This window comes from Conexibacter sp. S30A1 (assembly GCF_023330665.1).
GTDB lineage: Bacteria > Actinomycetota > Thermoleophilia > Solirubrobacterales > Solirubrobacteraceae > Palsa-465.
The window spans coordinates 876,757-898,730 of the sequence record NZ_CP097127.1 but is presented as its reverse complement, the minus strand read 5'-3'; the positions used below and the strand labels follow the sequence as shown (position 1 = coordinate 898,730).

Here is a 21,974-nt window from a genome sequence, read left to right as displayed (position 1 = left end):
GGAGCGCTTCACGATGTCAGCGGTCGATTTCAACACGCAGGTGATCAATGAGTTCCGCGAGAACGGAGGCAGGGTTGGTGGCCCGTTCGACGGCGCGCCGCTGTTGCTCCTGCACCACCGGGGCGCCAAGTCCGGGACAGAACGGGTCACGCCGCTCGTCTACCTGGCCGACGGCGAGCGCCACCTGATCTTCGCCTCCAAGGGGGGCGCACCCGAGAACCCCGCCTGGTTTCACAACCTCAAGGCCCACCCGGACACCACGATCGAGGTCGGCACCGAAACGATCGCGGTCACCGCAACTGAGCTGACCGGCGAGGAGCGCGACCGCCTGTACGAGCGTCAGGCGTCGCTGATGCCGAACTTCCGGGAGTACCAGGAGCAGACCTCCCGCAAGATCCCGGTGGTGGCGCTCACCCCCAGGTGATGAGCGAGCCGGGGTTCGACTACGACTGGCTGATCGTCGGCTCGGGTTTCGGCGGCAGCGTCAGTGCTCTGCGCCTGGCGCAGAAGGGCTACCGGGTCGCGATCCTCGAGAGCGGGCGGCGCTTCGCCGATCAGGACTTCGCGCAGCGCACCGGGCAGTTCGCCCGCTACCACTGGCTGCCCGAGCTCGGCATGCGCGGGATCCTGAGGACCACCTTTTTCCGTGACCTGTTCGTGCTCTCCGGCTGTGGTGTGGGGGGTGGCAGCCTCGGTTACGCAAACACGCTCTACCGTGCCAGGCCGGGCTTCTTCACGAGCCCGCAATGGGCCGGCCTGGGGGACTGGCAAGCCGAGCTCGAGCCCCACTACCGCGAGGCTGAGCGGATGCTGGGCGTCACCGCGTACGACCGCGACGGGGTCGCCGACCGCCTGCTGCGCGAGTACGCCGAGTCGGTCGGTGTGGGAGACACCTACACGCGGACGCCGGTCGGGGTGTTCCTCGGCGAGCCCGGCCGCAGTGTCGAGGACCCGTACTTTGGCGGGGAGGGGCCAGCGCGCACCGGCTGCCTGCGCTGCGGCAGCTGCATGCTCGGTTGCCGGCACGGCGCCAAGAACACGCTGCTCAAGAACTACCTCTGGTTTGCGGAGCGCCTCGGCGTGGAGATCCTGCCGGAGCGCACCGTGACCGACATCCGTCCGCTTGACGACAGCGGCGCCGGCGGTTACGAGGTCGTCCACGAACGCTCCGGCGCGCTCCTTGCCCGTGGGCGCGCGAGCGCGCGCGCCCACGGTGTGATCGTCGCCGCCGGCGCGCTTGGCACCAACCGTCTGCTGCAACGCTGCCGACTGAACGGCTCCCTGGCTCGCATCTCGGATCGCCTCGGCGATCTGGTCAGGACCAACAGCGAGGCGATCGTCGCGGTCACCGCACCCGAGGGCTCGGGCTATGACTTCAGCGAGTCAGTCGCGATCAGCTCTAGCATCCACACCGACGCCGACACGCACATCGAGGTCGTCACCTACGGCGCGGGTGCTGACACCCAGAGTTTGCTGAGGGCACTGATGGTCACCTCCGGCGGGCGTGGCACGCGGCCGCTTCACTTCGCGCTCGGCGTGATCCGGCGCCCGCGCGAGGCGCTCTCGGCGCTGCGCATCCGCGGCAGCGCCAGACGCACGATCATCCTGCTGGTCATGCAGTCGCTCGAGAACTCGATGCGCCTGCGCGTCAAGCGCCGCCGCCGCAGTGGTGCGGTGACGCTCACAACCGAGCAGGACCCGCATCACCCCAACCCCGACCACATCCCCGCCGCCTACGACGCGGCCCGCTGGTTCGCGCGCCGGGTCGGCGGCACCGCCTACTCCGGGATCACCGAGGCGGTGCTCGGCATCCCGCTGACCGCCCACATCCTCGGCGGCGCGGTGATCGGCGCTGACCGGGAGAGCGGCGTGATCGACGCCCGCCACCGGGTCTTTGGCTACGAGAACCTGCTGGTCTGCGACGGCTCGGCGCTGCCGGCGAACGTCGGTGCCAACCCGAGCCTGACGATCACGGCGATGGCGGAGCGCGCGATCAGCTTCATACCGAACAAGACCACACCGGAGGCACGCGATGCGCTATCGCAAGCTGGGCAGCTCTGACCTTGAGGTATCCGAGATCTCGCTCGGTGCCTGGCTCACCTACGCCGGTGGGGTCGCCTTCGAGCAGACCCGCGCCTGCACCGAGGCCGCGTTTGCGGCGGGGATCAACTTCTTTGACACCGCCAATGTGTACGGCCGCGGCGCCGCCGAGCGCGCCTGGGGCGAGATCCTCTCAAAGCACCCGCGCGACTCCTACATTCTCGCCACCAAGGTGCACGGGCAGATGTCCGATGACCCGCAGGACAAGGGTCTCTCGGCGGGGCAGATCGCCAAGCAGATCGACGCCTCGCTTGCGCGTCTGCAGACCGACCACGTCGACCTCTACCAGGCGCATCGCTTCGATGTCGAGGTGCCGATCGAGGAGACGATCGAGGCCCTCCAGCTCGTGGTCAAACAGGGCAAGGCCCGCTACCTGGGCTTCAGTGAGTGGACGCCCGAGCAGATCCAGGCCGCCGTTGACATCGCCGGTCCCGATTTGTTCGTCTCCTCCCAGCCGCAGTACTCGATGCTCTGGCAGGCACCGGAGGCGGAGGTCTTTCCGCTCTGTGCGCGCCATCAGATCTCACAGATCGTCTGGTCGCCGCTTGCGCAGGGTGTCTTGACCGGCAAGTACAGGCCGGGCCAGCCGCACCCGGAGGACTCACGCGCGGCCAGCAACGAAATGAGCTCGGCGATGGGCCTGGTGATGAACGACAAGACGCTCGAGGCGGTGGAGCGCCTGCGCCCGATCGCCGCCGAGCAGGGCCTGACGCTGGCCCAGCTCGCGCTGGCCTGGGTACTGCGGCGCCCCGAGCTCGCCTCGGCGATCGTCGGCGCCTCCCGCCCCGAGCAGGTCCACGCCAACGCCTCGGCCTCCGGCATCGAGCTCTCCGCCGATGTGCTGCGGGCGATCGACGAGGCGCTCGGCGACGCGCCCGTCCGCGGGCAGACGCTCGCCCCGTTCGCGCGCGAGGGCGTGCTTCACCGCTGAGCGCTCCGGCACTGTCACCGGCGGCCGTCCCGCTGGACGGCCGCCCCCTCCGGGGCCGCGCCCGCTACCGCCACCAGGCGCCGAGCACGCGCCGCCAGTTGTCCCAGGCGATGGCGCGGATCTCGGCGTCGCTGAAGCCGCCCTCGGCGAGCGCGGCAAGCAGCCGCGGCATCCCGGCGACGTCACCGAGTGCGGCCGGAATCGTGGTTCCGTCAAAGTCCGAGCCAAACGCGACGTGCGCCGTGCCCACCCGTTCGGCGACGTGGCGCACGTGGGCGACGATCAGCGAGAGCGGTGTGCCCTCCGGGTCGTTGGCGTAGTTGGCGCGCAGGAAGTAGCAGGAGAAGACGATCCCGACGAGGCCGCCGCTCGCACCGACCGCGTCGATCTGGCGGTCGGTCAGGTTGCGCGAGTTGGCGGCAAGCGCGTGCGCGCCGGTGTGGCTGACGATCAGCGGCCCGGCCTCGAGCGCGGCGACATCCCAGAAGCCGGCCTCGTTCATGTGGGCCAGGTCGACGGCGATCCCGAGCTCGGCGCAGCGGCGCACGAGCCGCCGCCCGTCGGGCGAGAGCCCGGGGCCGGTGTCGGGGGAGGAGGGGAAGGCGAACGGCACGCCGTGCGCGAAGCGGTTGGGGCGGCTCCACACCGGTCCGAGCGAGCGCAGGCCTGCCGCATACCAGGTCTCGAGGCTCTCGAGCTCCGCGTCGATCGCCTCGGCGCCCTCGAAGTGGAGCACCGCAACCGGCGGCCCGTCACCGTCGCGCGCCACGTCGAGGTCCGTCGCGTCACGCGCGATCCGCAGCGCGCCCTCGCGCTCGAGCGCAAGCAGGCGGCCGCTTGTTGCGGCACTCACCGCGGCCGCGCGCGGGTATGGCACGCGTGCAGCCGGAGGCTCGTAGAAGGCGCCCGGCGTCTCGGCGACCGGTTCGCGAGCCGCGCGCTTTGACTCCACGAAGACCGCGAAGATCCCGCCGCGCACGCCGCCCGTGCGCATCCGTGGCAGGTCCAGGTGTCCGCCCTCGCGGCCGCTTGCCAGCCGCGCGTGGTCGGGGCGTGTGAGCGCGTCGTTGTGGCCGTCAAAGACCGGGATCTGGTGGGCGGACTCGCTGGGCACCCAGACAGCTTGGCAGAGACCGCGGCTCTGTCTCAGCGCTGCTGTGTCTGGCCCAGGTCCGCGGCGGTGCGTTCGCGCTGCGTGTGTGTCGCTGGGACAGGCGCGACGGCTCCACGTGGCGCGAGCACCGGGCGCGTGAATACGTAGAGGCTCATAACCAACAGCGAGCAGGCCGCGACACCTAGCCAGATGTTCGTTGTGTGGATCGAGAGGCAGATGGCGGTCAGGACCCCGGCGGCGATCGCCAGGGTGGCCAGCCTGACGGTACGGTCGACCACGCGGCTGTGGGCACTCGCGTCTGGCTCGAGGTGCCTGAGCCTTCGCTGAAGGGTGTCCTGGTCGGAGCCGTTGGGCTGCGTGGTTGTGGTTGCGATCGTGTGCAGGGCACTCTGAACCGCACGCGGGTCATCCAGGCGGCGGGCGGCCGCCCGGTCGGCGAGCACGTCGAGCTCGCGGTCGATGATCTGCGCCGCGCGTTTCGCAGGGGTGAGCTCGAAGATCCCGTGGGTCAGGGCGCTGGCCGCTGCCAGCACGCGGCCGTGACCGTGCCGGGCGTGCTCGCGCTCGTGCTCGATCACGGCTCGTCGCTCGGCTGGGCTGAGGCGGTCGACGAGGCCCTGAGAGACGAACGCGTGGGTACCAGATGCGAATGCGAGCAGCTCACCGACCGGAAGCACGCTCACATCGGTGTCGTGGTCTGCCGGCGCCAGCGCGGCGGCGATTGCGGCCAGCGCCTGCCAGTGGCGGCGGATCAGGGTCGCGCGCGCCAGGGTTCGGCCCGCGGCGACCGCGACCAACAGCAGGCCGACGACGGCGATGATGCCCGTGGCCGTGCTCGGGCCGTGAGCGGCTGCGGGACGGCTGGCGCAGATCAGGAACGCGACCGGGACCGCCGCGATCCCGGCGAGCGTCACGATCGCCAGGCCGATCAGGGTCTCGGGCGACGCGCCGTGCTTGAGCGCCCAGTGGTCGATCAGGCCCGGTAGGAAGGAGAGGATGAGCGCCAGAGCGAGGATCGTGATCGACGCGGCATCCATGTCATCTCGGGTCCTGTGAGGGATGTCGGGTGCGCTTGCCTCTGACCGTGTCGAGGAAGCCGAGCACAACCGCGTCGGGGTTCTCGACCCCGTCCAGCACCTCGTGCAGCGCGGCTATCGTCAGCTCCTCTGCGCTGCCGGCGGGCGACCACTCGTAGACGCGCTCGCGCAGCCGGCGGCTGACCAGCCCGCGGTCACTGAGCCGCGTGAGCAACGTTGACACGGTGGTGTGGGCGCGAGGCGCACCGGCCAGCGCCTGCTGCACTTCGCCGACCGTCATCGGCCCGGGCGCGGCGAGCAGCAGCTCGAGCACGTCGGCCTCCAGGGCTGGCAGGCGGTGCCCGCAGACGTAGCGGCGTGCGTCGCTCATGGCTGTGGCGTGTTTTCAGGCATGCTGGGTCATCTTGTCAACCGCGTTCAGCAGTGCGCCCATGGTCGCCGCGGGACTGCTGTTGATGTAGGCCACGCGACCGCTCGGGGTGAGCAGGTAGTAGATGTCAAGGTAGCCGTTCGGGTCGTAGGTCCGGGTGAGCGTGGGGGAGGCGGTGCCGAAGGTCCAGGCGGGATCATGAACCATCCCGCCGGCCAGCTGGCTGGCGAACTCGGTCATGGGCGGGCCGGCCTGGCCGAGGTCGCCCGCGAGCTCCAGCTCTACGACCTGCACGTGGTGGGCGGCGAGCTTCGGGATCTGGGCGCGCATCGCCTGGGTGCCGGCCTGGCAGCTCGAGCACCAGGTGGTTACGAACCACAGCAGCGTCGCATGACCGCGCAACGCCGAGACCGAGCCCGGCAGGCCCGTCAGCGTGCTGTAGGTTCCGTCCGGTGCGAGCTGCGCCGTGGCCGAGGACTGCGCGCTCGACCCGCTGGCGATGGTTGGCGTGGAAGCCTTTTGACTGCCGGCGTAGATCGCCACAGCCACGACCACCGCGGCAAGGAGTGAGGCGCCGAGCGCCCAGTGTCGCAGCGGCCGGCGAGCGCCACGGGTGCTCGCCGGCGGCTTGGCGGACTGTTGTCTGCCGCCTCTTGCGGTGGGCGGCACCGGGCGCCTGGCTGATCGCTTACTCATGGTCTGAGCCTCCCTGGGAGCTGTTTGATTCCGGCGTGCAACAGCCGTCGGCCAGGCAGGCTGCGCGCGAGACCTTCCGCATCGACCAGGCACCGCTGAGCACCAGCAGCGCGAGCGCGCCAGCCAGGACCAGGGTCTCGTCGGTCGCGAAGAAGTGCTGAAGGGTTCCGGTCGTGGTCAGGCGGGCGGTGGCAGACAGGCCAAGCAGCCCCACCAGGGTCGGCAGAATCGGGCTGCAACACAAGAGGCTCGGCAGCACGCTTGCGACCGCCGCGAGCCCGGCCAGCGGGCCCGTTCGACCCGCGGCCTGGGCGGGGCCGGCTGCCGCGACGCGACGCACCGCATAGACCTGAAGCGCGACGAGCCACGCCAGGCCCGCCGCGAATGCCACGCTGAAGACCACGTATCGGGCATTCAGGTAGTTCCAATTGGCCAGCTCAATCCGCTGCGTGTACGCGAACGGCAGGAGCAGCGAGTAGCCGACAGCGATCAGCAGGGCCGCGACCGCGAACACGGTGCGCGCCACCCTGTCGGCTGCCACGTCCCGCGCCAGCGTGCGCCACGCGAGGGCGGCGCGCGGCTTGGAACGCTGCGCGACGTCCGAGGAGAGCGTCGTCATCGGGACCCTCGGGTCTCTGGAGTGCAGCAGCGCCGCGCACGGCGCCGCACCAAAACGACACCACCACCGACCAGCAGCGCGACCGCGGCGCCCAGCGCACCCCAGGCGATCGCGCCGAGTGTGGCGGCGGCGGCCAGCAGCAGGGGACCGCCGCAGCACAGCAGCGGCAGCAGCAGTACGAGCCACGCGGCGCCGCCGGACCTCGGCTCGGACTGTGGCTTCATGAGATCTCCTTCAGGTGAGACAGCAGAGCGTGGATCGTTGAGACCGGCGCGATACCTCGGTAGAGCGTGAGGCCCGCGCGGTCGCGCAGGAAGTACTGATCGGGGATGCCGCCCGGGTCAAACATCGTCGTCAGCCGGGCCGAGGCAACGCCCCATGTCCACACGAGACTGTGGAAGCTGCGGCCTGCCGTCGAGCTTCCGAACTGCGCGAGCTGCGTGTCCGCCCCCTTGCCGCGGCCGAACTCCCCATAGATGCCGAGCACCAGCACATGCACCCCGGCGGCCCGAAAGGCCGACAGGTGGCGCGCGACGGTCGGGATGCTGACCGCGCAACTCGCACAGCCGTTGGCCACGAACCACACCATCAGCGGCCGGTCGGCGAACGCTCCTAGGCTCGTCTGCCGACCGTCAAGCAAGGTGAAGGCGGCCTCGCGCGTCGTGCGCCTCGCCGCGATCTGTCTCGGTTTCACGGTTCCGGCGCTGCTGGTGGCGATGCCAGCGACGCCGCCGGCGGCGGCTAGCACCAGTCCCAGGGTCACCGCGCCACCCACAAGCCTGGGTCTAAGCATGAGTCTGTCCACGTGGCCTCCGAATCCTGCCGGCTTTCTACAGATCTGTAGAGAGACTACACGATTGTAGAAGCGGGCTGCAGCCCGGACTCGGCGCGACGCTTCAGCAGCCGCCGAGCGTGCGACAGGCGGCGACGTGCTCGGCGTTGCCGGCCAGCATCGCCCGGGCGAGCTCGAGCATCTGCCGGGCGCGTTCGTCGGCCAGGCGGTAGTAGACCGTCCGATGTTCGCGGCGCGTGGTCACAAACCCGCACCAGCGCAGGCACGCAAGGTGCGCGGAGGTGCGCGGCTGGCTTGTGTTCACCTGCGCGACGATCTGATTGACCGAGAGCTCGCCGTCGGCCAGCAGCTCAAGGATGTGAAGCCGCGTAGCGTCGCCGAAGGCGCGGAAGTATTTGGCAAGCAGCTGGTTTTCGGTGGGCTCGCGGGGGAGGCGAAAAGGGGCATCGGCGAGGAGATCGGCTACCGCGCCGACAGGCTCTGGGGCGAGGCTCGGTGCTGTGTCGGTTGACATGGTGTGTATCGTATACGAAGTTACGAATATGAGCGATTGCGCATGGAGGACGGCACATGGCGGATGTCGAGCTGGTGATCGAGGGGATGACGTGCGCGGACTGTGCCGTGCACGTGCGGCAGGGACTAGAACGAGCGGGCGCGCACGCGGTGAAGATCGACTGGCGCTCCGGTGCCGGGACGATCGCCCCGGGCGGCCCGAGCCTGGAGGAGATGAACCGGGCGCTTGACGGCACCCACTACCGTGTCGCTGGGTTGCGTGAGCCGGCAAACGCCGATGGCCCAGCATCCGATGGCGACAGCTACGACTACGACCTGATTGTGCTGGGCTCCGGAGGCGGGGCCTTTGCCGGCGCGATCCGCGCCCGCGACCTGGGCCACAGCGTGCTGATGCTGGAGATGGGCACGATCGGCGGCACCTGCGTGAACATCGGTTGCATTCCGTCAAAGAGCCTGCTGGTCTCCTCCCTCAAGCACGGCGGTCAGGCGGGTGCGCTGCGTCACGCGGTCTCGGTCAAGGCGGCACTCGTGGAGCGCCTGCGCCAGGAGAAGTACATCGACCTGATCGACGAGTACGGCATCGTGCTGCGCGCCGGCGCCGCACGCCTCAGCGGCCCGCACACCGTGGAGGTGGATGGTGAGACGATCTCAGGCCGCGCGATCCTGATCGCCACCGGCGCCCGGCCGGCGATCCCTGAGATCGAGGGACTGGAAGCCGCCGGCTACCTAACCTCAACCTCGGCGCTCGAGGTGCTCGAGCCGCCACGACGGCTGGCGGTGATCGGCGCAAACTCCGTCGGCCTCGAGCTCGGACAGATGTTCGGCAACTTCGGCGCCCACGTGACGTTCATCTCCCGGCGGGCGCTGACCCCGCGCTCCGAGCCTGAGGTCTCCGCCATGATCCGGCAGGTGCTGGAGGACCAGGGGCACACGGTGCTTGAGCACGCGCACACGCGGCGCGTGCGCTCAGAGGACGGCGAGAAGGTGCTCGAGGTCCAAGTGGGCGCTGAGACCCGGGAGGTTCACGTCGACCAGATCCTCGTCGCGACCGGCCGTCAACCGAACAGCGAGCACCTCGGGCTGGACACGGTGGACGTGAACACCGACTCAAGCGGCGCGATCCTCGTCGACCGCGACCAGCGCACGAGCGTCCCGTCGATCTACGCCGCCGGGGACGTCACCAGCCAGCCGCGCTTCGTCTACGTCGCCGCCGCCGGCGGCGCGGCCGCCGCGCAGAACGCGCTGGGCGGCGACGAGCAGCGCCTTGACTTCGCCAACCTGCCGCAGATCATCTTCACCAGCCCGCAGATCGCGCTGGCGGGCCTCACCGAGGAGCGGGCGCGCGAGCAGGGCTTTGACGTGCAGACAACGATCCTGCCGCTTGAGGCGATCCCGCGGGCGCTCGTCAACGGCGACACAAGCGGGCTGTTCAAGCTCGTGGCCGAAGCGGACACCGGGCGGCTGCTTGGCGCGAGCGTCATCGCCGACGCCGCCGGCGAGGTGATCCAGGCTGCGGTGCTGGCGATCAAGGCCGGGATGACCGTCACCGACCTGGCCTCGACGTGGGCACCGTACCTGACGATGGCCGAAGGGCTCAAGCTCGCCGCCCAGACCTTCGGGCGTGACGTCTCAAAGCTCTCCTGCTGCGCTGCCTGAGACAGCACCCTGCGCCGCCCTGGCGATCGCGGCTGTCGGCAGTGCTCCGGCGGCGACGATCGCGGCGATCACCGGCCAGAGGGGCAGCGCTCCGGCGCTGGCCAGCGCTGCGGTCACCGACGGTCCGGCGGCCCTGCCGAGCCCGGCGCCCATTGAGTAGACCGACAGGTACTTGCCGCGGTGCTCGGGGTCAGCCAGCGCGTAGGTCACGATCCAGTTGGCGGCCGAGGAGAGCATCTCGGCCGCCGTCATCAGCGTCGCGCCTGCCACGAGCAGCACGGTGGCGGCCACCGCGCCGGCATAGTGGGCGCCCAGGAAGGCAGCGCCTGCGCCGGCCATCGCGATCGCGGTGTAGAGCAGCGCGCGAGGCGCCTGCGCGAGCACTCGCACGCCGCGAGCGACGCGCACCTGCGCGAGCACCACGAGTGCCGTGTTGAGCGTGTAAAGCAACCCGACCAGCTCGCGCGGGGCGTGGGTGAAGAGCACCACCCAGAGCGGCAGGGCGACCTGCAGGGCGACCTGGTGAAAGCTTGTGAGCCCGTCTAGCAGGCCCAGCGTGACAAAGCGCCGGTCGGTAAGCACGGTGCGCAGGGTGACCGGGCGCCCTCGGGAGCCACCGAGCCCCTTCGGCGCACGGCCGGGCTGTGCGCTGTCCCCGGAGACCGACCGCAGTCGCCGGCCCGCCGCCAGCACGAGCGCTGCGCCCAGCAGGAAGCTCGCCGCGTCGCCGTAGATCGCAAAGAGAAAACCCTGGTGTCCGGCCGCGAGCGCGGCGGTGGCAAGCAGCCCGCCGACACCGTAGCCGACGTTGCGAAATGCGCGCACAAGGGCCATCACACGTGCTATGTCGCCCGGCGCCACGAGCGCTGAGAGCAGCGTCGAGCGCGCCGTGCCGCCGACGCTGGTGGCGATCCCGAGCGCGCTCACCGCCACGATCAGCTCGGGCCAGCTGCGGACCAGTGCGTAGCCTGCGACGGCGATGCCGGCGGCGCTCCAACCGACCAGGAGCGCCCGCCGGGAGCCGGCTCGGTCCACGAAATGGCCGCCCAGCGGGGCGGCCATCAACGCGATCGCTCCGCCGATCGTCATGCCGGTTCCGACCAGCCCCACCGGCAGGCGCACGCCGACCACGAAGTACAGGATTGTGAGCGGTGCGATCAGTCCGGTGCCGGCGGCGTCGAGCATCGTGGCCAGCACCAGCGCGGGTCCACCGGCGGCGTGCACGAGCTCGCGCAGGGAGTGTGATCTGGCCCTGATCTCCCCGCGCACGAGCTGCGAGGTTACCGTCGCCGCGCGAGCCGCCACCGCTGTGTGCGAGCATCGCTGGACATGGTCGGGCCTGATTACACGGTCTGCCGGGTGGCGGTCGCGCGCACCCTACCGCTGCGCCGCGCGGTGCTACGACCCCATCTGCCGGCGGATGAGCCCTACCTGCCGCCGGACGCGACGGCGTCAAGCACGGTCGCGTTCGCGGCGCTCGACGGCCAGGGCGAGGTGATCGGCGTGGCGGTGCTGACCCCGGACGAGCCGCCGTTTGGCAGGCCCGACGGGGGCGCCTGGCGTCTGCGCGGCATGGCGGTTGCCCCCGAGCACCGCAGCCGCGGCATCGGCGGCGCGCTGCTTGACGCGCACGTCGCGCACGTCGCCGGCCTTGGCGGCGGAATCCTCTGGTGCAATGCGCGCATCGCCGCACGAGGGCTCTACGAGCGCGGTGGGATGAGCGCCTGGGGAGAGGTCTTCGAAGAGCCGCTGATCGGACCCCATATCGTCATGTGGAGGCGTGTCGGTGCTGATGGCGCGGCTCGCGCCCCGGCGGCTGACGCGGGGCCTTGGAGCGCTTGACGGGCAGGGCAAGCGGTCGTGCAAGCGGTTGGTCTACCGTCAGCCGGCACGCCTCATCGCGGTGATACAGCGTGAGCTCCGGTCCATCGAGCAGCGTGTAGATCACCTGCTGCCGGTCGATCGCCACCTGCATCGTCGAGCCCTGGTAGAGCATGCGGAAGCGCAGCCGGCTGATCTCCTCGGGCAGCGCCGGTGCGAAGCGCAGCCTGGCGCCGTCGTCGCGCATGCCCCCGAACCCGGCCACGGCGGCGATCCAGGCGCCGGCCAGCGAGGCGATGTGCAGCCCGTTGCGGACGTTGTGCTCGAGGTCATCCAGGTCCATCAGCGCCGCCTCGCGGAAGTAGGCGTGGGCCAGCTCGAGGTAGCCCACCTCGGCCGCGATGACCGCCTGGGTACAGGCTGAAAGCGACGAGTCGCGCACCGTCAGCGGTTCGTAGTAGTTGAAGTTTGCGAGCTTCTGCTCGGGCGTGAACGCGTCTGAGCAGACGAGCATGGCGAGCACGAGATCGGCTTGCTTGACGACCTGCTTGCGGTAGAGCTCAAAGTAGGGGAAGTGGAGCATCAGCGGGTAGCTCTTGGGGCCGGCGGCAGCGAAATCAAAGCGCGCGTGGTCGGTGAAGCCCTCGGCCTGGCAGTGGACCCCAAGGCGCTCGTCGAACGGAATCGTCATCGCGTCGGCGGCTTCAAGCCAGACGGCCCGCTCGTCCTCTGCGACACCCAGCGCGACGGCCGCCTCCCGCTGGCGCGCCGCCGCCGCCGCCGCCGCGGCGAGGTTACGTTTGGCCATCAGGTTGGTGTAGACGTTGTTGTCGGCAACGGCGCTGTACTCGTCGGGCCCTGTCACCCCGTCGATGCGAAAGTGCCCGTCACCGGTGAAATGGCCGAGCGAGATCCACAGCCGCGCGGTCTGCACCAGCAGCTCAAGGCCCACCTCCCGCTCGAACTGCTCGTCGCCGGTGGCGTGCGTGTAGCGCTCCACCGCGGCGGCGATGTCGGCGTTGATGTGAAACGCCGCCATCCCCGCAGGCCAGTAGCCCGAGCTCTCCTCACCGTGAATCGTGCGCCACGGGAAGGCGGCGCCGGCGAGTCGCAGCTCCCGTGCGCGGCGGCTCGCGAGCTCGAGCGTCGAGTGGCGCCAGCGCAGCGCCTCGGCGGCGGCCTGGGGGAGGGTGTAGGTGAGCAACGGCAAAACGAATGACTCCGTATCCCAGAAGGCGTGGCCGTCGTAGCCGGAACCGGTCAGGCCCTTGGCGGCGATCGCCCGCTGCTGCGCACGTGCCGCCGCCTGCAGGACGTGGAAGAGGCTGAAGCGCACGGCCTGCTGCAGCTCGGCGTCGCCTTCGACCTCCACGTCACCGCGCTCCCAGAAACTGTTCAGGTATGCGCGTTGCTGATCGAGCAGCCCGTCCCAGCCGGTTGCCCTTGCCTGCGTCAGCGCCGCGATGACCTGGTCGCCGAGCGCCTGCTCGGAGCGCTCGCGCGACCAGCCGTAGGCCAGGAACTTGACGAGCACCAGCGACTGCCCCGGCTCGAGCCTGGCACTGACCGTCATCCGCGCCACGTCCCCGGCAGCCTCGACCTCGTGCACCGCGCCCAGCGGTGTCTGCAGTTGGTGATCCATCGCTGCGGCGAGGTACAGGTTGCTGCCGGCGGTGCGGTGCACCAGAAGTGCGCGCAGATCGCTGGCGTCGTGACCAACGGCGAGCAGGTCTGCCTGTTGTGTTCCCTGGGCGCGCGGATCCCGATCTGAGTCGGGCAGCCGCTCGTTGGCGACGAGCTCGGACTGCACCACGACCCGGACCGGCTGGTCGTGTGCCTGTACCTCATAACGGATGGCGGCGATTGAGCGCTGCACCAGCGACACAACCCGCGTCGAGCGCACCGACACCGTGCTGCGTGCGGGCGTGGTCCATTCCAGCTCGCGCTGCAGCGTGCCAGCGCGGAGGTCAAGCACGCGCTCGTGGCGTCCGAGCGTGCCGTAGCGCACGTCGAACGGCGCGTCGTCCACGAGCAAGCGGATGATCTTGCCGTCGGTGACGTTGACGACCATCTGCCCCTGCTCAGGGTCGCCGTAGCCGGCCTCGGCATAGGGGAGCGGGCGCGTGTCCCAGAAACCCCCGAGGTAGGTGCCGGGCAGGCCGCTGGGCTCACCCTCATCGAGGTTTCCGCGCAGACCGACGTGACCGTTTGACAGCGCGAACAGCGACTCCGCCTGAGCCAGGCGCTCGAGGTCGAGCTCGCTCTCACGAACTGCCCAGGGCTCGATGCGGTATGTGGATTGGCTGATCAAGAGCTGAGCAGCTCCGCCAGGTCGCTGACGACGACGTCGGCGCCGTGTTCGAGCAGCGCCTGACGCTGGCCTACACGGTCGACGCCGACCACGTAACCGAAGTGCCCAGCGTGTCCGGCCGCCACGCCCGACAGCGCGTCCTCAAACACCGCCGCCTGATCGGGCGGGGCATCCAGTCTGCGTGCGGCGGCAAGGAAGGTGTCGGGGGCTGGCTTGCCGGCCAGCTGCTCGCGCTCAGCGACATGCCCGTCGACGACCGTCGCAAACAGTTCGTCCAGGCTGGCGGCGGCGAGCACCTCGTGGGTGTTGGTGCTGGAGGAGACGACCGCCACCTGCAGCCCGGCGCTCTGCGCCGCGCGCACGTAGCGCAGTGACCCGGGATAGGGCTCCACGCCGTGTGCATGGATCAGCGCGAGCATCCGCTCGTTCTTGTCGTTGCCGAGCCCATGCACGGTCCGGGCGCTTGGCGGGTCCTCGGGCCTGCCCTCCGGCAGCTCGATGCCGCGGGAAGCCAGAAAAGAGCGCACGCCATCCTCACGTGGTTTGCCGTCGACGTACTCGTCGTAGTCGGACTCTGCGTCAAAGGGCACGAACCGATCGCCGGTTTGCGCCGCCCGTTCGCGCAGGAAGGCGTCAAACGCCTGCTTCCATGCCTGCGCGTGGACCGTGGCGGTCTTGGTCAGCACGCCGTCCATGTCGAACAGCAGCGCGTGGATCTTCTCTGGTAGTCCGAGCATGGTCTTCGTGCTACCCACAGGGTGACACCTGCGAGCGTCAGCTGGCAAGCTGGCCACCATGGCCCGACGCCAGCGCGCAGCGCGACAGCCTCGCGACCCCCGGCGGTCGGGCGCTGAGAGCCAGTTCAGGCTGCGATCGGTGGCTCTGCCCGCCTTTGCGCCCGCAGCGCTCTTCGGCCTGGCCGCCGGCGCGATGCTGCCAGTGATCGTCACCTCAGCCTACGAGCGCGGGGCAAGCACCGCGGTGACCGCGTTCATCGGCTCGCTGCTCGGGATCGGCTCGCTGCTCACCAACATTCCGTCGGGGATCCTCGCAACCAGGGTTGGTGAGCGTCGCGCGATGCTGGTAGCAGCTGCGGTGACGGTCGCCGGTCTCGCCCTCTGTGTGGTCTATCTCGGGCGCGGACCCGGGTCGGTTGTCGTGTTTGCGAGCGGCGTCTTCCTGGTCGGCTGCGCAAGCTCGGTCTACAACCTCGCGCGCCAGTCATACCTGACCGAGATGGTGCCGCCCGAGATGCGGGCCCGCGCGCTTTCGACGCTCGGCGGCACGATGCGCATCGGCGTCTTCGTCGGGCCGTTTCTCGGCGCGCTGGCAACAGCCTTCGGCGGCGTTCGCGCGGCCTACCTGGTCGGCGTGGTCGCGATCCTCCTGGCGGCGCTGGTGGTCCACCGCGCGCCCGACCTGGAACTGAGCCCCGAGCAGCGACTGGCCGGCGCTCAGGTCACGACCCGGAAGGTGGTGCGAGAGCACTGGCGGCTCTTTGCCAGCCTCGGACTGGGTGTGCTGCTGCTATCGGCGATCCGGCAGACGCGCCAGACCGTGATCCCGCTGTGGGCGCACCACATCGGCATCTCACCGGCCGAGAGCTCGATCGTGTACGGCATTGCCGGGGCTGTGGACGCCATGACCTTCTACCCGGCCGGCAGGGTGATGGACCGCCACGGCCGGCGGATCGTCGCGGTCCCATGTGCGGTGGTGATGGGGCTTGCGTGCATCCTGATGCCGCTCACTCACGGCCTCTTCACGCTGATCCTGGTCGCGATGCTGATGGGCTTCGGTAACGGCATCGGCTCTGGGATCGTGATGACCCTGGCCGCCGACGTATCCCCGGCTGCTGGTCGGCTCACGTTCCTCGCGGTCTGGCGCGAGCTGGCCGACGCCGGGGCGGCGCTCGGCCCGGTGATCCTGTCACTGGCCACCGGTGCCGGCGGGCTCGGCAATGGCCTGGTGGTCAGCGGCCTGGTCGGGGTCGCCGCGGGGGTAGCGTTGTGGCGCTGGATCCCCGCTTCCCCGGGCCTTGCTCGCGCGACGGTCCCCGATCGTCGGTGAGCTGAAGCTCGCCGCCTGTCGCCATCATTGCTGTATGGACGAGCGTGACACCCCGTTTGGGATCTACATCCACGTTCCCTTCTGTGCGGCGCGCTGCGGCTACTGCGACTTCAACACCTACGTCCCAACCAGCGCCGCCCAGCCGCTCGGCTACCTGGAGGCGGCGCACCGCGAGATCGCGCTGGCGCGCTCAGAGCTGGGCCGCCGGACGGTGTCGACGGTCTTCTTTGGCGGCGGCACACCGACGCTGCTCGGCGCCGAGCCGCTGCTCGGGCTGCTTGAAGCGGTGGCCGATGCGTTCGGGCTGGAGGATGGGGTGGAGGTCACCACCGAGGCCAACCCTGAGACTGTCGATCCGCAGCTGCTGAGCGCGCTTCACCGCGGCGGGTTCACGCGCGTCTCGATGGGCATGCAGTCGGCCGCGCAACATGTGCTGGCGACGCTTGACCGGGCGCACACGCCGGGACGGGCGGCTGCGGCCGCGCGCGAGGCGCGTGAGGCAGGCTTCGCTCACGTCTCGGTGGACCTGATCTACGGCACGCCGGGTGAGAGCGACGCCGACTGGGCAGGCTCGCTCAAGGCCGCGCTCGCCTGTGGCGTTGACCATGTCTCAGCCTATGCGCTGACCGTCGAGCCAGGCACCGCGCTGGGGCGAGCGGTCGCGCGCGGGGCGCTGCCCGAGCCGGATGATGGCGTGCAGGCGCGCCGCTACGCGTACGCCGACGAGGTCCTTGAGGCGCATGGCTTTCAGTGGTACGAGCTCAGCTCGTGGGCCGCCTCGGAAGCGGCGCGCTGCCGGCACAACATCGGCTACTGGCGCTCGCATGACTGGTGGGGGATCGGTCCTGGGGCGCATTCGCACGTCGCTGGCAGGCGCTGGTGGAACGTGCGCCAGCCGGCCCACTACGCCGCCCGCCTGGCGGCCGGCCGCTCACCCGCCGCGGGTGAGGAGCGCCTGAGCGTCGAGCAGCGCGAGCTGGAGACGGTGATGCTTGGCCTGCGCGAGCGTGGCGGGCTCGAGCTTGGGCGGTTGAGCGCTGCCGGCCAAAGCGCGCTCGAGCGCGAGCTGGCGCGGCGGCGGGTCATCGTCGTCGATGGCCGGGTGGAGCTGACCCGCCGTGGGCGCCTGTTCGCCGACGCGGTGATCCGCGAGCTCACTCCCTGAGCGCGCGGCTCAGCCTTCCGGCTCCGGTGGCTGGCGGGCGCGCTTACGCTCGGCCTGCGCCCGCTTCTGCGCCTCCCGGCGCGCCAGCGACGCCCTGCTCGGGCGGGTCGGCGTGCGCGGCCGGGGTACGGCGAGTGCCTGCTCGAGCCGCTGCCTGAGGCGGGTCAGCGCAAGCTCCCGGTTCTGGGCTTGGCTGCGGGCGTCCTGGGCGACCGCGGTGACCTGCGGGCCGAGCCTGGCGACTAGCCGGCGCTTCTGCTCGGCGCTCAGCGACGCCGATGCTTCGACGTCAAAGACAGCCTCGATCCGCGAGGCGGTCACGTTCGCGTGCTGGCCACCCGGTCCCGAGGAGCGTGACGCGCGCAGAGTCACCTCCGATAGCGGCACGGCTGTGCGGTCACCAACTGGCATCGGATCCTCCATCGCGCACCTGACGGTAGCCACCGGCAGCGCATGGCAGCCCGCGGTCAGCCGAGCGGAAGGTGCTGCTGCAGCTCCGCGAGCTTGCCCTCCGGGTCGCTCAGGCCGACGATCCACTCGTCGTAGGCGAGACCCTGAAGACGCACCCTCAGGCCGCGTGGAGTGTCGTGGTGCACAGCGGCGAACAGCCGCCGCTTGAGTCCCTGCACGGTGCCGACCTCGATCACGCCCGGCAGACGCGTGCCGATTTTGACTCCGGCGCTGATGCCGGCCGGAGCGTGCGCGTCGTCCAGGAGGTCTATTCCGACCACGGCCGCAAGCGGCGCGTGCAGGTCGCCGTGGACGCCCTCGAGCTTCTCCGCCGTGCTGAGCGCCAGCACCAGCTCACCATCACGCAGTTCCAGGTCGGCCATCAGCTGCTCCTCGGTCGCTTGCTGCGCGGCGCGTGACGCCGCCTGTCAATTATCGCAACCGTGGCTCGAACGGCTCGTAGGGCCGGCCGAGCGCCAGGCTGAGTGCGAGCCTGAGCCGGGCTCGCGGGCCGTCGAGTCGCTTCTCGAGAATGATGCCGGCGGCGAGCATGTCGTCCCAGGCGTGCGGATAGGAGTCCTCTGCCTGCACCGGCCCGGAGCCTGTCCTGGTCGTCAGCACGGTCGGCACCTTCCTACCGATCGCGAGCAGGTCATCCCTGATCGCGGCCGGTACCGAACCTGCGCCGAGCGCGTCGACCACAACCCCGTCAGCGTCGGCCACCGAGCCCAGGAAACGTTCACGACTCGGGCTGGCGGTGAGCCGCACGTAGGCAACGGCATCCGGGTCGGGCGCGTGGGGCGGGATCGCGCCCAGCCAGTTGAAGCACAGCGGGCGCGAGAGCAGGCGCAGATGCCCGTCGTGAACGGTCGCGATGCGCGTGCCGTGGCGCGTGGCAAAGGCGCTGAGCGCGACCGAGTCGCCCTTGACCACGTCCCAGGCGGGCAGAACCTCGTGGTTCATCACCACGACCGTGCCGAGTGTGGAGGCGACGGGGTCGCGGGCGACCGTCACCGCGTCACGCAGGTTGCGGCCGCCGTCATAGCCGAGCGTCCCGGGCGGCTGCATCGCGCCGCAGAGAGCAACTGACGCTCCGGGCACACACTCGTTGATGAAGTGTGCCGCCTCCTCCATTGTGTCGGTGCCGTGCATCACCACGATCCCGTGATGGTCGCCTGCCAGCCGGGCGATCTCCCGCACCAGCGTCAGCCAGTGCTCGAAGGTCACGTCTTCGCTGGCAATGGTGTAGGGCTGCAGGTGCTCAAGCGGGGCCTCGAGCCCCTGGACGCTCGCGGCCAGCTCCACCCCGCCGAGGCGTGGCAGTCGCCGGCCCGAAGCGGGGTCTGTGACCATCGCGATCGTGCCACCGGTGGCGATCACCGCCGTTGGCCGGGCGATTGTTTGTCCCGTGCTGTCGTGGTCTGCGATTGCCATCGGCTGCGCCGTTGCCAACGGTACCCGCTGGCTGGCGTCGCTATGCTGCCCGAGCGTGACCGACAGCCTCTGGGAAGCGAGCGCCGGGCAGCTGCTGGCACGCACGGCCTCGGCCGATCCGACACCGGGCGGCGGAGCGATCGCCGCGGTCGTGGGGGCATTCGGCGTGGGCCTGGTGCAGATGGCGGTGCGGGTGACGCTCAGGGCGGCGGACGAGACTGCGACCACGCAGCTTCAGCAGGTTGATGTGCGAGCCGGCGAGCTGCGGAAGCTGTTCGTGCAGGCCGCTGACGAGGACGTCAACGCGTTTGACACCTTGATGGACGCCTACCGGATGCCGCGTGAGAGCGACGCCGAGCGGGCCGCCCGCGTCGCGGCGATCAGCATCGCCACGCTGAGCGCGACGCGCGTACCGCTGGCGCTTGCCCGGGCAGCAGCGGACGGGATGGCGCTGGCGGACGCGGCCCGGCCGCTGGTCAAGAACAGCATCGCAAGCGACGTTCTGGCCGGTCGCGACCTGTTGCGTGGCGCCGGCCTCGCGGCGCTGCGAACCGCCGCGATCAATCTGCCGGCGCTTGAGGCGTCGGGTCAACCCGAAGCGGCTGACCTGCAAGCCGAGCGGGACTCGCTGCTGATGCTCTTCAGCGAGGCTGGAGGGGCGTCGTGAGTGCCCGTTTGATCGACGCTGCCGCGGTCGCCGAGCCGTTTCGAGCGCAGACACGTGCGAGGGTCGAGCAGCTGGGTCGCGATCTGCGGCTTGTGGGTCTGCTCAGCCAGATACACGGACCGGCCCACACCTACGCGCAGTACGCGCGCCGCGGCGCCGAGCAGACCGGAGTGACGATGGACCTGTGGGAGCTTGAGCCACAGGAGGTCGCCGAGGCGATCCGCACCGCCAACGCCGACCCGGCGGTTGACGGCATCTTCCTCTATTACCCGCTGATCGACGCTCAGGAGGATCGCTGGGCGCGGGAGCTCGTTGACCCGCGCAAGGACGTCGAGGGCATGCACAGCTTCTGGAGCAGGCTGCTTTATGAGAACCGTCGATTCGTCGACGACGCGGGGAAGATACCCGCGGTCCTGCCATGCACCCCGCTGGGGATCCTGAAACTGCTTCAGGAGGCTGGCCTGCACTCCCCTGGCGCCCACCCAAAGGCGCCGCTGGAAGGGGTGGTTGCCTGCGTGATCAACCGCAGCGACATCGTTGGCCGACCGCTGGCGGCGATGCTCGCCAACGACGGTGCCACCGTGATCTCGCTCGATCTGGATGGCGTGGTGATCTTCGAGCCGGCGATCGGCCGCCGAGCCTACGCGATGCGCGACGGTGACCAGGACCGTGCCGCCGCCCTGGCCGCCGCCGACGTTGTCATCACCGGCGTCCCCTCGCGCGAGTTCCAGCTGGTCACCGGCGCCGAGATCAAGCCTGGCGCAATCTGCGTGAACTTCTCGCAGTTCCGCAACTTCGATGATTCCGTGCTAGATGTGGCCTCTGCGTTCGTGCCACGGGTCGGGCCGATGACCGTTGCGATGGCCGTGCGCAACCTCGTGCGGCTGACCGCTCTGCGGCCCCAGCATCAGGCTGCTTGAGCGGCCCAAGCGGCGCCTTCCCTCCGTCTACCCCTCAAAGCTCGCAAATGGCTGTCCGAGCGCGTGCAGGTCGACGGTGACCCCCAACCCGGGGCCGTACGGGGCATCGCCGAAGCCGTCGACCGAGCGCGGCTGGTAGCCGGCGATGTGCTCGTTGGTCCAGTCGTTCATGAAGGAGACCATCACCAGCGACTCGGGTGCCGAGCTGGCGGCCAGATGACTGACTGCGGCGGTCGTCAGGTCACCGCCCCACGAGTCCTCGATATTGACGATCAGGCCGAGCCGTTCGCCGATGTCGCGTAGCAGCCGGGCGCTTGAGAGGCCGCCAACCCGGCTGATCTTGAGGTTGAAGCCCTCGAGCGCGTGGCTCTCCCAGGCGCGCAGCAGGCTCGCCACGTCGGTTATGACCTCGTCGAGAATCATCGGCAGCGAGCTGCGGCGGCGCACGCGCAGACACTCCTCAAAGGTTGCGCACGGCTGCTCCAGGAAGATCCCTGGGAGCTCATCGATCAGCCTCACCGCCGTGAGTGCGTCGCGCAGTGACCAGCCGCCGTTGGCGTCCGCGACCACAACGTCGTCGCCCTCTGTTGCCTGCGCCACCGCGTGCGCACGCGCGGCATCCTCGACCGGGTCCTCGCCGAGCTTGAGCTGGAAGCGGTGGATGCCGCGGCTGCGTAGCTCGCGCACGTGCTCGCGCATCTCGTCCGGTGAGCCGAGCGAGATGGCCACATACAGCGGGAAGCGCCTGCTGTTGCGGCCGCCAAGCAGGTCGCAGACGGGACGCTGGGCATATTGGCCGAGCAGGTCCCAGCAGGCGACGTTCGCGGCGCTCTTTGCGTAGGGGTGCCCGGAGAGCGCATGATCCATGATCCGGTCAAGGGCCGTCGGGTTGGCGGCATCGGCGCCGACCAGCTGCGGGCCGATCTCGGCCAGCGCCGCGCGCGCACCCGCCGCGTGCGCCGGCAGGTAGTTTGACCCGAGCGGGCAGGTTTCGCCAAAGCCGGAGCGCCCGTCCTCACTGACCAGGCGCACGACGGTGCTGGACAGCGTGCTCACCACGCGGCCGCGCGACATGACGTACTCGCCACCGACGTATGAGAGCTCGTATGAGTAGAGCTCGACCCGCGCGATCCGGGCGCCGGCCACGCTCTGACCAGCTGCGGCGATGCGGTCCTGAGGTTCGTGGGTGTGCTGCGAGTTGGGTGACGGTGTGGCGTTCAATGGGCCCTCGCGGTGCTGTCCTCGGTTGTCTTGACCTGCGGTCGAGCACCGTACCATACGACACGTCACATGTCTTTACCGGAGGATAG

Annotated in this window: 24 protein-coding genes; 9 read left to right on the top strand and 15 right to left on the bottom strand. The window is 70.0% G+C overall.

Annotation, left to right across the window (positions count from 1 at the left end):
- Positions 1–13 precede the first annotated feature (13 nt).
- Genes M3M54_RS04470 through M3M54_RS04460 form a run of 3 tightly spaced genes read left to right on the top strand, consistent with a single transcriptional unit; the run spans position 14 to position 3,031 of the window.
- The gene (locus M3M54_RS04470; protein ID WP_249020984.1) at positions 14–424 is read left to right on the top strand and encodes a nitroreductase family deazaflavin-dependent oxidoreductase; all 411 of its coding nucleotides are present in this window, start codon (positions 14–16) and stop codon (positions 422–424) included.
- Positions 424–2,061, top strand: a complete 1,638-nt coding sequence (locus M3M54_RS04465; RefSeq protein ID WP_249020983.1) for an FAD-dependent oxidoreductase — start codon at positions 424–426, stop codon at positions 2,059–2,061. The genes M3M54_RS04470 and M3M54_RS04465 overlap by 1 nt, the downstream gene beginning before the upstream one ends.
- Complete coding sequence (locus M3M54_RS04460; protein ID WP_249020982.1) at positions 2,033–3,031, top strand: aldo/keto reductase family protein; 999 nt, start codon at positions 2,033–2,035, stop codon at positions 3,029–3,031. Before M3M54_RS04465 ends, M3M54_RS04460 begins: the two co-directional genes overlap by 29 nt.
- A gap of 64 nt (positions 3,032–3,095) precedes the next feature.
- On the opposite strand, the gene M3M54_RS04455 is transcribed toward M3M54_RS04460, so the two are convergent.
- The 8 genes from M3M54_RS04455 to M3M54_RS04420 all read right to left on the bottom strand — a co-directional run bounded on the left by M3M54_RS04455 (position 3,096) and on the right by M3M54_RS04420 (position 8,174).
- The gene (locus tag M3M54_RS04455) at positions 3,096–4,145 is read right to left on the bottom strand and encodes a dipeptidase (protein ID WP_249020981.1); all 1,050 of its coding nucleotides are present in this window, start codon (positions 4,143–4,145) and stop codon (positions 3,096–3,098) included.
- A gap of 32 nt (positions 4,146–4,177) precedes the next feature.
- Positions 4,178–5,182, bottom strand: a complete 1,005-nt coding sequence (locus M3M54_RS04450; RefSeq protein WP_249020980.1) for a M48 family metalloprotease — start codon at positions 5,180–5,182, stop codon at positions 4,178–4,180.
- Position 5,183: 1 nt separating this feature from the next.
- Positions 5,184–5,552: a BlaI/MecI/CopY family transcriptional regulator gene (locus tag M3M54_RS04445; protein ID WP_249020979.1), complete on the bottom strand. Its 369-nt coding sequence runs from the start codon at positions 5,550–5,552 to the stop codon at positions 5,184–5,186.
- A gap of 15 nt (positions 5,553–5,567) precedes the next feature.
- Complete coding sequence (locus M3M54_RS04440; protein ID WP_249020978.1) at positions 5,568–6,248, bottom strand: redoxin domain-containing protein; 681 nt, start codon at positions 6,246–6,248, stop codon at positions 5,568–5,570.
- Positions 6,241–6,867 (bottom strand): hypothetical protein, encoded by a 627-nt coding sequence (locus tag M3M54_RS04435; RefSeq protein WP_249020977.1) that lies wholly within the window; start codon positions 6,865–6,867, stop codon positions 6,241–6,243. Before M3M54_RS04435 ends, M3M54_RS04440 begins: the two co-directional genes overlap by 8 nt.
- The gene (locus M3M54_RS04430) at positions 6,864–7,091 is read right to left on the bottom strand and encodes a hypothetical protein (protein WP_249020976.1); all 228 of its coding nucleotides are present in this window, start codon (positions 7,089–7,091) and stop codon (positions 6,864–6,866) included. The genes M3M54_RS04435 and M3M54_RS04430 overlap by 4 nt, the downstream gene beginning before the upstream one ends.
- Complete coding sequence (locus tag M3M54_RS04425; protein ID WP_249020975.1) at positions 7,088–7,660, bottom strand: peroxiredoxin; 573 nt, start codon at positions 7,658–7,660, stop codon at positions 7,088–7,090. Before M3M54_RS04425 ends, M3M54_RS04430 begins: the two co-directional genes overlap by 4 nt.
- A gap of 103 nt (positions 7,661–7,763) precedes the next feature.
- A complete protein-coding gene (locus M3M54_RS04420; protein ID WP_249020974.1) occupies positions 7,764–8,174 on the bottom strand; it encodes a helix-turn-helix transcriptional regulator in 411 nt (136 codons plus the stop codon).
- 56 nt (positions 8,175–8,230) lie between these two features.
- Between M3M54_RS04420 and merA the strand changes: the two genes are divergently transcribed.
- On the top strand, positions 8,231–9,829 hold the full coding sequence (gene merA, locus M3M54_RS04415; RefSeq protein ID WP_249020973.1) for a mercury(II) reductase: 1,599 nt from the start codon (positions 8,231–8,233) through the stop codon (positions 9,827–9,829).
- Here the strand turns inward: merA and M3M54_RS04410 are convergent.
- Entirely contained in the window at positions 9,803–11,098 is a 1,296-nt protein-coding gene (locus tag M3M54_RS04410) for an MFS transporter (RefSeq protein ID WP_249020972.1), read from the bottom strand. The two genes, merA and M3M54_RS04410, sit on opposite strands and share 27 nt — an antisense overlap.
- A 60-nt stretch (positions 11,099–11,158) precedes the next feature.
- Here M3M54_RS04410 and M3M54_RS04405 point away from each other — a divergent pair, with 60 nt between their 5' ends.
- The gene (locus M3M54_RS04405) at positions 11,159–11,671 is read left to right on the top strand and encodes a GNAT family N-acetyltransferase (protein WP_249020971.1); all 513 of its coding nucleotides are present in this window, start codon (positions 11,159–11,161) and stop codon (positions 11,669–11,671) included.
- Here the strand turns inward: M3M54_RS04405 and M3M54_RS04400 are convergent.
- Entirely contained in the window at positions 11,598–13,961 is a 2,364-nt protein-coding gene (locus M3M54_RS04400) for a glycoside hydrolase family 65 protein (protein ID WP_249020970.1), read from the bottom strand. The two genes, M3M54_RS04405 and M3M54_RS04400, sit on opposite strands and share 74 nt — an antisense overlap.
- Positions 13,958–14,698, bottom strand: coding sequence for an HAD family phosphatase (locus M3M54_RS04395; protein ID WP_249020969.1), 741 nt, complete (start codon positions 14,696–14,698; stop codon positions 13,958–13,960). Before M3M54_RS04395 ends, M3M54_RS04400 begins: the two co-directional genes overlap by 4 nt.
- A gap of 139 nt (positions 14,699–14,837) precedes the next feature.
- Between M3M54_RS04395 and M3M54_RS04390 the strand changes: the two genes are divergently transcribed.
- Positions 14,838–16,028 (top strand): MFS transporter, encoded by a 1,191-nt coding sequence (locus tag M3M54_RS04390; RefSeq protein ID WP_249020968.1) that lies wholly within the window; start codon positions 14,838–14,840, stop codon positions 16,026–16,028.
- A gap of 34 nt (positions 16,029–16,062) precedes the next feature.
- Entirely contained in the window at positions 16,063–17,193 is a 1,131-nt protein-coding gene (gene hemW, locus M3M54_RS04385; protein ID WP_249020967.1) for a radical SAM family heme chaperone HemW, read from the top strand.
- A gap of 9 nt (positions 17,194–17,202) precedes the next feature.
- Here hemW and arfB read toward each other — a convergent pair whose 3' ends face one another.
- From arfB to M3M54_RS04370, 3 genes are read right to left on the bottom strand one after another with little or no spacing between them, the layout of a single operon-like run.
- Complete coding sequence (gene arfB, locus M3M54_RS04380; RefSeq protein WP_249020966.1) at positions 17,203–17,637, bottom strand: alternative ribosome rescue aminoacyl-tRNA hydrolase ArfB; 435 nt, start codon at positions 17,635–17,637, stop codon at positions 17,203–17,205.
- 23 nt (positions 17,638–17,660) lie between these two features.
- Entirely contained in the window at positions 17,661–18,026 is a 366-nt protein-coding gene (locus M3M54_RS04375; protein WP_249020965.1) for a hypothetical protein, read from the bottom strand.
- Positions 18,027–18,075: 49 nt separating this feature from the next.
- A complete protein-coding gene (locus M3M54_RS04370; RefSeq protein ID WP_249020964.1) occupies positions 18,076–19,077 on the bottom strand; it encodes an asparaginase in 1,002 nt (333 codons plus the stop codon).
- Between the two features lie 55 nt (positions 19,078–19,132).
- On the opposite strand from M3M54_RS04370, the gene M3M54_RS04365 reads away from it, so the two are divergent.
- Both M3M54_RS04365 and M3M54_RS04360 read left to right on the top strand, forming a co-directional pair.
- The gene (locus M3M54_RS04365) at positions 19,133–19,744 is read left to right on the top strand and encodes a cyclodeaminase/cyclohydrolase family protein (protein ID WP_249020963.1); all 612 of its coding nucleotides are present in this window, start codon (positions 19,133–19,135) and stop codon (positions 19,742–19,744) included.
- Positions 19,741–20,664, top strand: coding sequence for a bifunctional methylenetetrahydrofolate dehydrogenase/methenyltetrahydrofolate cyclohydrolase (locus tag M3M54_RS04360; protein ID WP_249020962.1), 924 nt, complete (start codon positions 19,741–19,743; stop codon positions 20,662–20,664). Before M3M54_RS04365 ends, M3M54_RS04360 begins: the two co-directional genes overlap by 4 nt.
- 27 nt (positions 20,665–20,691) lie before the next feature.
- Here M3M54_RS04360 and M3M54_RS04355 read toward each other — a convergent pair whose 3' ends face one another.
- Positions 20,692–21,885 carry a mandelate racemase/muconate lactonizing enzyme family protein gene (locus tag M3M54_RS04355; protein WP_249020961.1) on the bottom strand — a complete coding sequence of 398 codons (1,194 nt, stop codon included), beginning with the start codon at positions 21,883–21,885 and terminating at the stop codon, positions 20,692–20,694.
- Between the last annotated feature and the right edge of the window lie 89 nt (positions 21,886–21,974).

Bases quoted from the DNA above. Each gene is read 5' to 3' on its own strand.
- M3M54_RS04470 (WP_249020984.1), top strand. From the start codon at position 14: ATGTCAGCGGTCGATTTCAACACGCAGGTGATCAATGAGTTCCGCGAG.
- M3M54_RS04465 (WP_249020983.1), top strand. From the start codon at position 424: ATGAGCGAGCCGGGGTTCGACTACGACTGGCTGATCGTCGGCTCGGGT.
- M3M54_RS04460 (WP_249020982.1), top strand. From the start codon at position 2,033: ATGCGCTATCGCAAGCTGGGCAGCTCTGACCTTGAGGTATCCGAGATC.
- M3M54_RS04450 (WP_249020980.1), bottom strand. From the start codon at position 5,182: ATGGATGCCGCGTCGATCACGATCCTCGCTCTGGCGCTCATCCTCTCC.
- M3M54_RS04445 (WP_249020979.1), bottom strand. From the start codon at position 5,552: ATGAGCGACGCACGCCGCTACGTCTGCGGGCACCGCCTGCCAGCCCTG.
- M3M54_RS04440 (WP_249020978.1), bottom strand. From the start codon at position 6,248: ATGAGTAAGCGATCAGCCAGGCGCCCGGTGCCGCCCACCGCAAGAGGC.
- M3M54_RS04435 (WP_249020977.1), bottom strand. From the start codon at position 6,867: ATGACGACGCTCTCCTCGGACGTCGCGCAGCGTTCCAAGCCGCGCGCC.
- M3M54_RS04430 (WP_249020976.1), bottom strand. From the start codon at position 7,091: ATGAAGCCACAGTCCGAGCCGAGGTCCGGCGGCGCCGCGTGGCTCGTA.
- M3M54_RS04425 (WP_249020975.1), bottom strand. From the start codon at position 7,660: ATGCTTAGACCCAGGCTTGTGGGTGGCGCGGTGACCCTGGGACTGGTG.
- M3M54_RS04420 (WP_249020974.1), bottom strand. From the start codon at position 8,174: ATGTCAACCGACACAGCACCGAGCCTCGCCCCAGAGCCTGTCGGCGCG.
- merA (WP_249020973.1), top strand. From the start codon at position 8,231: ATGGCGGATGTCGAGCTGGTGATCGAGGGGATGACGTGCGCGGACTGT.
- M3M54_RS04405 (WP_249020971.1), top strand. From the start codon at position 11,159: ATGGTCGGGCCTGATTACACGGTCTGCCGGGTGGCGGTCGCGCGCACC.
- M3M54_RS04395 (WP_249020969.1), bottom strand. From the start codon at position 14,698: ATGCTCGGACTACCAGAGAAGATCCACGCGCTGCTGTTCGACATGGAC.
- hemW (WP_249020967.1), top strand. From the start codon at position 16,063: ATGGACGAGCGTGACACCCCGTTTGGGATCTACATCCACGTTCCCTTC.
- M3M54_RS04375 (WP_249020965.1), bottom strand. From the start codon at position 18,026: ATGGCCGACCTGGAACTGCGTGATGGTGAGCTGGTGCTGGCGCTCAGC.
- M3M54_RS04370 (WP_249020964.1), bottom strand. From the start codon at position 19,077: ATGGCAATCGCAGACCACGACAGCACGGGACAAACAATCGCCCGGCCA.